The 218-nt window shown below is 57.3% G+C and carries 1 protein-coding gene; it reads left to right on the top strand.

Annotation, left to right across the window (positions count from 1 at the left end; genetic code table 11):
• A partial coding sequence (locus FC75_RS12350) for a phosphoketolase family protein (RefSeq protein ID WP_156403639.1) occupies positions 1 to 218 on the top strand: 218 nt, incomplete at both ends.

Genomic DNA, 218 nt, shown 5'->3' with positions numbered 1-218 from the left:
TTCGATCGTCACAACCACAATCTGTTTGTTCACGGCTACCGTGAGGAAGGCGCCATCACGACACCGTTCGACATGCGGGTCCTGAACCAGCTCGACCGGTTCCACTTGGCCAAGGACGTCGTTGAACACGTCCCAGGTTACGCGGAAAAGGGCGCGGCCTTCGTTCAGAAGATGGACGACACCCTGCAGTATCACTACGATTACATCCGCGACACCGG

Source organism: Lacticaseibacillus camelliae DSM 22697 = JCM 13995 (genome assembly GCF_001436615.1).
Taxonomy (GTDB): Bacteria; Bacillota; Bacilli; order Lactobacillales; family Lactobacillaceae; genus Lacticaseibacillus; species Lacticaseibacillus camelliae.
Note: the sequence above shows the minus strand (reverse complement) of the source record. Positions and strands in the feature narration are given on the sequence as shown.